9 protein-coding genes are annotated in these 7,769 nt (G+C 71.5%); 5 read left to right on the top strand and 4 right to left on the bottom strand.

Features of this window, described 5'->3' with window-relative positions:
* Nucleotides 1-296: 296 nt before the first annotated feature.
* The 4 genes from FRZ03_RS09275 to FRZ03_RS09260 form a co-directional block, all read right to left on the bottom strand.
* A complete protein-coding gene (locus FRZ03_RS09275) occupies nucleotides 297-599 on the bottom strand; it encodes a hypothetical protein (RefSeq protein WP_398659999.1) in 303 nt (100 codons plus the stop codon).
* A gap of 155 nt (nucleotides 600-754) precedes the next feature.
* Entirely contained in the window at nucleotides 755-1,321 is a 567-nt protein-coding gene (locus FRZ03_RS09270) for a DivIVA domain-containing protein (protein ID WP_186785316.1), read from the bottom strand.
* A gap of 10 nt (nucleotides 1,322-1,331) precedes the next feature.
* A complete protein-coding gene (locus tag FRZ03_RS09265) occupies nucleotides 1,332-2,438 on the bottom strand; it encodes a globin domain-containing protein (protein ID WP_186785315.1) in 1,107 nt (368 codons plus the stop codon).
* 88 nt (nucleotides 2,439-2,526) lie between these two features.
* On the bottom strand, nucleotides 2,527-2,940 hold the full coding sequence (locus FRZ03_RS09260; protein ID WP_146464687.1) for a globin family protein: 414 nt from the start codon (nucleotides 2,938-2,940) through the stop codon (nucleotides 2,527-2,529).
* Nucleotides 2,941-3,357: 417 nt separating this feature from the next.
* Here FRZ03_RS09260 and FRZ03_RS09255 point away from each other — a divergent pair, with 417 nt between their 5' ends.
* The 5 genes from FRZ03_RS09255 to FRZ03_RS38945 all read left to right on the top strand — a co-directional run.
* Nucleotides 3,358-3,840, top strand: coding sequence for a lysozyme family protein (locus FRZ03_RS09255; protein ID WP_261398775.1), 483 nt, complete (start codon nucleotides 3,358-3,360; stop codon nucleotides 3,838-3,840).
* Nucleotides 3,841-4,002: 162 nt separating this feature from the next.
* Nucleotides 4,003-4,230 carry a helix-turn-helix domain-containing protein gene (locus FRZ03_RS09250; protein ID WP_146464685.1) on the top strand — a complete coding sequence of 76 codons (228 nt, stop codon included), beginning with the start codon at nucleotides 4,003-4,005 and terminating at the stop codon, nucleotides 4,228-4,230.
* A 141-nt stretch (nucleotides 4,231-4,371) separates the two neighbouring features.
* Nucleotides 4,372-4,542, top strand: a complete 171-nt coding sequence (locus FRZ03_RS09245; protein ID WP_146464684.1) for a DUF5670 family protein — start codon at nucleotides 4,372-4,374, stop codon at nucleotides 4,540-4,542.
* 728 nt (nucleotides 4,543-5,270) lie between these two features.
* Nucleotides 5,271-5,750 (top strand): hypothetical protein, encoded by a 480-nt coding sequence (locus FRZ03_RS09240; protein WP_146464683.1) that lies wholly within the window; start codon nucleotides 5,271-5,273, stop codon nucleotides 5,748-5,750.
* 210 nt (nucleotides 5,751-5,960) lie between these two features.
* Nucleotides 5,961-7,769: hypothetical protein (locus tag FRZ03_RS38945; protein WP_186785314.1), on the top strand; the 1,809-nt coding region annotated here is incomplete at its 3' end.

The following is a 7,769-nucleotide window of genomic DNA, read 5'->3' as shown; positions in this document are numbered from 1 at the left end:
GGGGAAGAGTGAGCAACGCCGTCGAAGCGGCGGTCACCAGGGTACGGCGGGTGGTCACGGAACCTCCGTTTTCGCCCCTCTTGAGAGGGGGTCGCCGACTGGAGCGGGGGTGCGCGAAACATTTGCAGCCGACCGTGGGGCGGGCAACCGTGTGGATCAAGGTTTTCGGAAGATCTGAGGTTTCCCGCCGGTAGGGTCCGCAGGCCGGGACAGGCCGACGCCCCAGGTCAACGCCCCGGATCGGCGCGCCTGGTCGGCGGCGCGCACGACGGGCCGGTCAGCGCCGGGTCCCGGTGTCACTCGACGTCATCGGCCCGCTCTCCGTGGGCCCTTGGCGGTTCGCGGCCCGTCGTCAGCGGCACGCTCCGCCTGTCCGGAGGCGTCCGCCCAAGGCGTGCGAGCGGGGACAGGGCCATCACCACCGGGGACGGCATCACGCCCGCGGCCGTCACCAGGAGGCTGGTGCGCACCCACCGTTCCGTCGGGAGAACCCCGCCCAGCAGGGAGCCGAACGGAGCCGCGCCCATCCCGACGAACGTGATCGTGGCGGCCGCGCGGCCCTGCGTCCCGTCCGGGGTGGCGGCTTGCCGCACCGCCATGAGCGCGACGTTCACCGACTGGCCGGCGGCCCCGAACAGGAAGTTGATCGCCAGGAGCGCGGAATCCGTCAGAGCGCCGCCCGACCCGGCGGGGGAGTCGGCAGGCGGCTCCCTCGCCGCTTCGGACGATCACGACGACGTGCCGGCCCGGCCGGTCAGGGAACCGGCGGGGTGGCGGGCGCCGCCGGGGAGGCGGCGGCGGGACGCTTGGTGTCGTACTGGTCCGCGGTGACGGTCAGCGACTGCGCGACCTGGCGCAGATACGAGATGAGCCGCTCGGTCTCCTCCTGGTCGCTCTCGGTCGACTGGGCTGCCTGCTCCCACCTCTGCTGAAGGATCGCCTCGGCCTGCGCCCTGGCGGCCCGCACCATGTTGCGGGCCTGCTCCCGGGCCGCGGTGACGGTCTGTTCGGCCGACTGCTGGGCACGCGCCTGCTGCAGCACGGCGTCCACGGTCGGCACCCCGGTCGGGCTGCTGCCGTCACCGATGTTGTTCGCCCGGATCCAGTCCCGGTGGCGCTGCATGTCCGCCCGCAGCCGGTCGTTCTCCTCCGTGAGCGCGGTCAGCGCCTGGGCGCAGCGCCGCAGCGCGTCGTGCACCGCCTCCTCGCTGTAGCCGCGACGGGTCAGGGGCGCGCGGGGAAAGGTCATCGATCGCAGGGCCTCGGGCGTCACCCAGGGCTCCCGGGACTCCTGTGGCTGGGGGGCTCCTGTCTCGTTCACTTGTCTCCGATCACCGAGCGTCTTCGTAGTGCAGCAGGTCGTGGGGGATTCCTGCGCCCGCCAGATCGCGCACGGTGGCGGAGACCATGGCCGACGAACCGCAGATGTAGAAGGAGCGTCCACCCCCCGCGCCGGAGCGCAGGACCGGGCCGGCGAGGCTTCGGTTGTCGAAGGTGCCGGCATCGGCGCCGACCAGCGGCGTGACGCGCAGCCACGGGTGAGCCTGGGCCAGTTGCCTGAGCGCGGCCAGGTCGTACAGGCCGTGGTTGTCGCGTGCCGCGACGAACAGGTCGACGCGGCGGTACGGGCCGTGCTGCGCGATCTCCTCGACCAGGGCCCGCAGCGGTGCCAGACCGGTGCCGCCGGCGACCAGCACCAGGTCCCGGCCCTGGGACGCCCGCAGGGTGAGCCGTTCGCCGACCGGAGCGCCCAGACGCAGCACGTCACCCTGGCGCAGCCCGTACACCAGGGCGGGGCTGACGAGGCCGCCGTCGACGGCGCGCACGTGGAACTCGATGGTCCCGTCGGCACGTTGCGCGTTGGCCGGGGTGTACGGCCGCCAGGTGCTGGGCAGCATCGGGGTTTCCACCATCACCGACTGCCCCGCCTGGTACGCCATCGGCTGGTCCAGACGCAGCGTCAGCACCGCGAGGTCGAAGCCGCGTTGCTCGTGCCGCACCACCTGGGCGTTCCACCAGGCCGGATTCACCGCACCGTCGGCCTCGGCGGCCTGGATCATGGTGCGGGCCACCAGGGAGTACGCCTCGGTCCAGCCACGCTGGAGTTCCGGGGTCCACGCGTCGCCCAGGAAGTAGGCCAGCGTGGCCAGCAGCGCCTGACCCACCGCCTCGTAGTGCTGGGCGACCACCTGGAACCTGCGGTGGTCGCGGCCCAGTTGCTGCAGGAAGGGAATGAGCCGGTCCGGGTCGTCCGCCTCCGCGACGATCCGTCCGAGCGCGGCGACGAGCCGGTCGCGCTGCGCCCCCATGGCCACCGGGAACATCGGCCGGACCTCCGGCGCGATGAGGAACAGGTAGGAGTAGAAGTACCGTGGCACCTCGTCCCCCGACTTGCCGACGAGGGCGAAGGAATCTCTCAGCGCCTGGGAATCGCTCACGTCCGCCCTCCGGTGACTGACATTAGGGGTGACCTCCAAGAATCGGGTGCCGTCGGACGTCTCGCGTGCGGAGCCGTCAGCGGCCGGATCAGCTCTGGGCCGCTTCGCCGGCGGCGACCATCGTGCTGCTGATCACGCCGTAGACCGCCGTCCAGGACTCCTCGACGGCCGGTGTCCAGGCATCGCCCGCGCAGTGGCGCAGGGCCGCTATGAGACTGGTGCCCACGGCCGGGTAGTGCTCGGCCAGCGCTCCGTATCCCGCATGACGCCGCCCCAGGTTCTGCAGCATGCCCGTGAGCGTGTCGGTGTTCTCCAGGTTGGCGACCAGGGCGCCCAGCGCCGCCCACAGGCGGTCGCGCTGTTCGTCGAGATGGGCCGCGAACAGAGGGCGTACGCCCGGATTGTGGGTGAACAGATGGTCGTAAAAGTACTCGGTCACCTGCGAACTGTGCGGCTGAACAGCCGCGAAGCTGCTCCGGATCAGCGAGATGTCTGCGGTCATGGCCGCCGACTGTAGCCAGCGGTCCTCTATTCGAACAAGTTGAGTCCCTGATGCGACCGATCTGTGAACATGTAGCCGACTCCCCAGGTCAACCCCTATGTGCCCGCTGTGCTTCACCGTGCGGTATCGACCTGCTCGCCAGGGGTGGTACCGATTTGACGAGACGTCGGAGACGTTCGGCGAACTTCTGGTGACCGCCTGCGCCGGATTGCTTCCGGGACGGGCGGGCAGACGGCTCCCGAGACTTGCGGACGCGCTGCCGTCCGGGCGATGACCCGGCGGCGGGAGGGACGGGTACGGGTGGCGGAGCGATCGACGGCGGCGCGGGAGCGAGGGCCCTCGCCGGCGGGCCGCGGTGATGTACGGGTGCCGCCGTTGCGGCCTGGCCGCTATGATCCGGCCGATTATGCCGACTCCGTGCTCCGTGGCGCCGCGGAGGCCGGCGTGTCCCCGCTGCTCGTCATGACGGTGCTGCACGTCGAGGCGTACAAGCCGCACCATCCGCTGCTGGAGCGGCTGTGGCAGTGGTGGAAGCCCGGGGCGTCCTTCGGTGTGGCCAACATGCACCGCGCGACGTTCGAGCGGGTACGGCGGACGCACGGTCTGCCGGGGCGGTGGCAGGACCTCCGCGACGATCCCGACTTCGCCATCCACGCGGCGGCTCTGCACCTGAGGGACCTCGACCGGCGCCTGCCGGAGCGGCATGTGCGCCGCTACAGCCGCGACGAACTCCTCGCCCTGGGCTACAACACGGGCGAACGCAACATGCGGGCCTTCGCCCGCGGTGTCCCGCCGGGCCCCATGGCGCGGTCGTACCTGCGCCGTTTCCGTGCCCACCGCAACCGCGCCGCCGAGGTGTTGGCGGATCGCGGTGACCCGCGCGAGACCGGGGACGGGTGAGACGCCGGGGGCGTCGACGTCCTGGCGACGCGTCCGTGACGGAGGGGTGAAGCGGGCCCCGGGGAAAGCCGGGGCCCGCCCTGCGTTCCGGAGAGAAAGGTTCCCCTCGTCCGGGGTAGACGACGATCACAGTCGCACGTCGATCCCCGAAGGAGACGAACCGTGGACAAGGGCAAGCAGATCACCGGTGCGGCCCGCGAGGAACTCGCACAGGAGATGAAGAAGCAGTATGAGCAGGGCATGTCCATACGGGCCATCGCCGAGGCTCACGGGCGGTCCTACGGGTTCGTCCACCGTGTGCTGACCGAGACGGATGTCTCCCTGCGCAGCCGGGGCGGGGAACGTCCGCAGCGGCGGCGTCTCGAAGGGGCCGGCCGCGCGCCCAGGTGACGGTCGGCACGCCCCGCCGGCGGCCCGTGAGGAGGAACCGTGCCCGGCGTACGCATGCCCTGCAATTCGTGAAGATAACTCGCGATTTGTATGCATGTAGGTGCGAGGTAAGGGCATTCGATGGCCAGGAGGTTGATAGCAATGGTTCCCCTGCTTCTGGTTCTTCTTCTGGCTCTGATCCTCTTCGGTGCGGGCTTCGCGCTGAAGGCACTGTGGTGGATCGCGGTGATCGTGCTGGTCGTCTGGCTGCTCGGCTTCGTCGTCCGGTCCGCGGACGGCGCGGGCCGCAAGGGCCGCTGGTATCGCTGGTAGCCATGGACAACCGGTGCGAGAAGCGCCGGCGGTGACGGAAATGCAAGACGTGGGGCCCGGCCGGGTATGGCCGGGCCCCACGTCATGCACGGGAACCGGCTTCGACAGAGCGGGCGGATCGGGCGTATCGGGCGTGTCGATGGGTATGTGTGCGCTGCACCGGTCTCGCGGAAGCAGCAGTGGAACTCTGCGCCTCCTAACTCCGCGGGGCCGGTGTGCCGTGCCCGGCGTTGACCGGGGCGGGACGGGGCGGATGCGACCGCGGTCGTCGTCGGGCCCGGGAACGACGCCGGACGCGGCTGGGGCGGGCCAGGCTTTACCTGTGCGGTAATCGCGTCTTCGGGCGGGGCACGGCAGGGTGGAGCCATCGGGTTCCGGGCCGGCGCACTCCGGCCCGGAACCCGGCCAACTCGGCTGCCGGGGACAGAGGGAGCCGACCCGCTCGTCCGGCCGCGCGGCGGCGGCACGCCGTCCACCACGCGCGGCCCGGATCCCCCTGTTGGCCTAACAGCGGTGGTGGCGCCCGTGTGGCCGCGGCGAAGCTCGTACAGCGAACCCCGGTGCACGGGCGCCGGCTCGGCGACCGACTTCCCGACGGCCTTGCGGTCGTCGTGGCCTCGTCCTGAGCCGCGCGCGGTGGCCCGTGCCGTTCGCGACGGCTTCCCGCCTGGTCGACCGCGGCCACGGCGCGGCACAGGCAACGGTCTCGCGACCGTCAGGAGGACGAAGTGGCGCTCACCGAGAGTGACCTGCTCAGCGCCGGCGACGACGGCCTCGTGGAACTCTTCTGTACGAGCCCGGCCGGTGACATTCCCAGGGGCCCGCTGGAGGGCACCGGCATCGTGCGATGGGGAGGCAGCCGGCTCGCCCGCCCCCTCGCCCGGCTGGTGCGCACGGCCGTGTGGCGGGGCAAGGTCTTCGACCCCGAGGGCTATCTGAGCAACCGGATGACCGCGTTCGACGTGCTCGCCGTCGTGGCCCAGGTCTACAAGGGCCCGAGCCTGATGGACGAGCAGGAGTGCGTCGTCATCGACTACTCGAAGATCTCCCTCGTCGCCCGCGGCGTCCGCGACGAGATGCGCCAGGTCGGCGAGGGCCTGTACCTCGGCGTGGTCTGGCTGTTCGGGTGCAGGGTCGGCTGGTTCGCCCTCAGAGTGCCGCAGGTCGACCGCACCCTTCCCGGGGCGGGGGAGACCCGGGCCGAATAGCCGCGGCGAGGAGTTCCGGGCACGCGGACCACGCCCCTCCACCAGGCGACCGAGCCGACCGCTCCAGTGAAAGGTTCACCAGCCATGAGCTCATCCGGCATATCCGCCCGCAGGCCGGCATCCGTGCGCCGCCTCCGGAGGAAGAGAGGAAAGGGCCTCTCACTGAGGGCTTCAGCCGTCGCGACGGCCTCGGCGGCCCTGGTGGTGGGCATGGCGAACCTTCCGGCCTCGTCGCAGAGCGCCGCACCGGACCCCTTGCACGGCACCGTCACCGGCGCGGGCAAGCCGCTGCGGGGGGCCAGGGTCACGCTGTTCGCCGGATCGCGCACCGGGGTCAGGGAACTGGGCCGGGCCACGACCGACGCCAGCGGCTCCTTCGCCATCCCCTACACCCGGCCCGCTGCCGGAGTGCTGTACGTGGAGGCCACGCCCTCCGGTGCCGGCAGGCTGCGGCTGCGCTCCGTGGTGGCGGTCGGCGAGGGCGGCGCGGTGCGCGCACGGACGACGAGCCGGGTGCGGGTCAACGAACTCACCACCGTCGCCACCACGTACGCCCTCGCCCAGTTCAGCGGCCGGCACGGTATCGACGGGCCGAGCCCGGGGCTCCAGAACGCCGCGGCGACGACGTTCAACCTGGTCGACCCGGTCACCGGCAGGCCCGGCGGAGCGGTCATCGACGCGGACAACGGCAACACCAACGAGACCCTCGCCACCGTCGACACGCTGGCCAACCTGGTCTCCCTGTGCGCCTCCGACACCACGCGGTGCCGGCGCCTGCTCCGGCTGGCGACACCTCCGGGCGGCACCACGCCCGAGGACACCGTGCAGGCCGTGCTGAACCTCGTCCGCAACCCCACCCTGTCCCCGGCGGGGCTCTACGGCCTGGCGCGTACCGCGAACCACTACACCCCGGCGCTCGCCGCGCCTCCCACCGCCTGGATACTGGCGCTGCGCCACACCGACACCAACCTGTACGCCCCCGGCCGCATCGCCTTCGACGCCAAGGGCAACGTCTGGACGTCCAACAACTGGCTGCCCGGCACCCGTAAGCCCACCCCCTACATCAGCGTGCTCGACCCGACGGGCCGCCCGGTCCTGGGCAGCCCGATACCGGGAGGCGGCATGAAGGGCGGCGACTGGGGCGCCGCCGTCGCCCCGGACGGCTCGGTCTGGATGAGCAGCTACGGCGGCAACTCCGTCGCGCACTACTCGGCCACCGGCAGACCTCTGTCCCCTCCCGAGGGCTGGAAGAACGGCGGGCTCGTCCACCCGCAGGGACTCGCCGTGGACCAGCGTGGCAACGTGTGGATCGCGAACAACTACGGCGTGGAGACCGCACCGGGCCAGGGCGATGTGGTCGTCTACCCGCACGGCGACCCGGCCAAGGCGATCAAGATCACCGGCGGTGGCCTCAACCACCCGTTCGCCGTCCAGATCGACGGCTTCGGGCGGGCCTGGGTCAGCAACGCGGGCCTCGGTGGCGCCCGGTTGGTGAACACCCCCCTGGCGCCCCTCATCGGCAAGTTCAGCGGCAGCGTCACCGTGATCGGGCCGGACTTCAGACCCACGGCGGCCTCGCCCATCGAGAGCAGCTCGTTCAAGTGGCCCTTGGGCATCGCCATCGACTCCGGGAACAACGCCTGGGTCGGCAACTACTTCAACAGCACCGTCACCCGGCTCACGCCCGACGGGAGCGTCGCGGGCGCGTACGAACTGCCCGAGAAGACGCTGCCCTGGTCGGTCGCCGTCGACGGATCCGACCGCGTGTGGGTCGCGGGCTTCCTCACCCCGAGCGTGTGGACACTGTGCGGCACCGACACGGGCGCCTGCCCGCCCGGCAGCACCACCGGCGCCGTCCTGTCACCCCCGCAGGGTTTCCGGAGCAAGGCGATCCAGCACCTCACCGCCGTGCAGATCGACCAGTCCGGCAACGTCTGGCTGGCCAACAACTGGTCGCGCATCGTCCCGCCCACCGGCGGCACGGGGCTGGTCGAGCTCATCGGACTCGCCACCCCGGTC

Origin of the sequence: Streptomyces misionensis (assembly GCF_007896895.1) — a bacterium.
GTDB classification, from domain to species: domain Bacteria; phylum Actinomycetota; class Actinomycetes; order Streptomycetales; family Streptomycetaceae; genus Streptomyces; species Streptomyces misionensis_A.
Note: the sequence above shows the minus strand (reverse complement) of the source record. Positions and strands in the feature narration are given on the sequence as shown.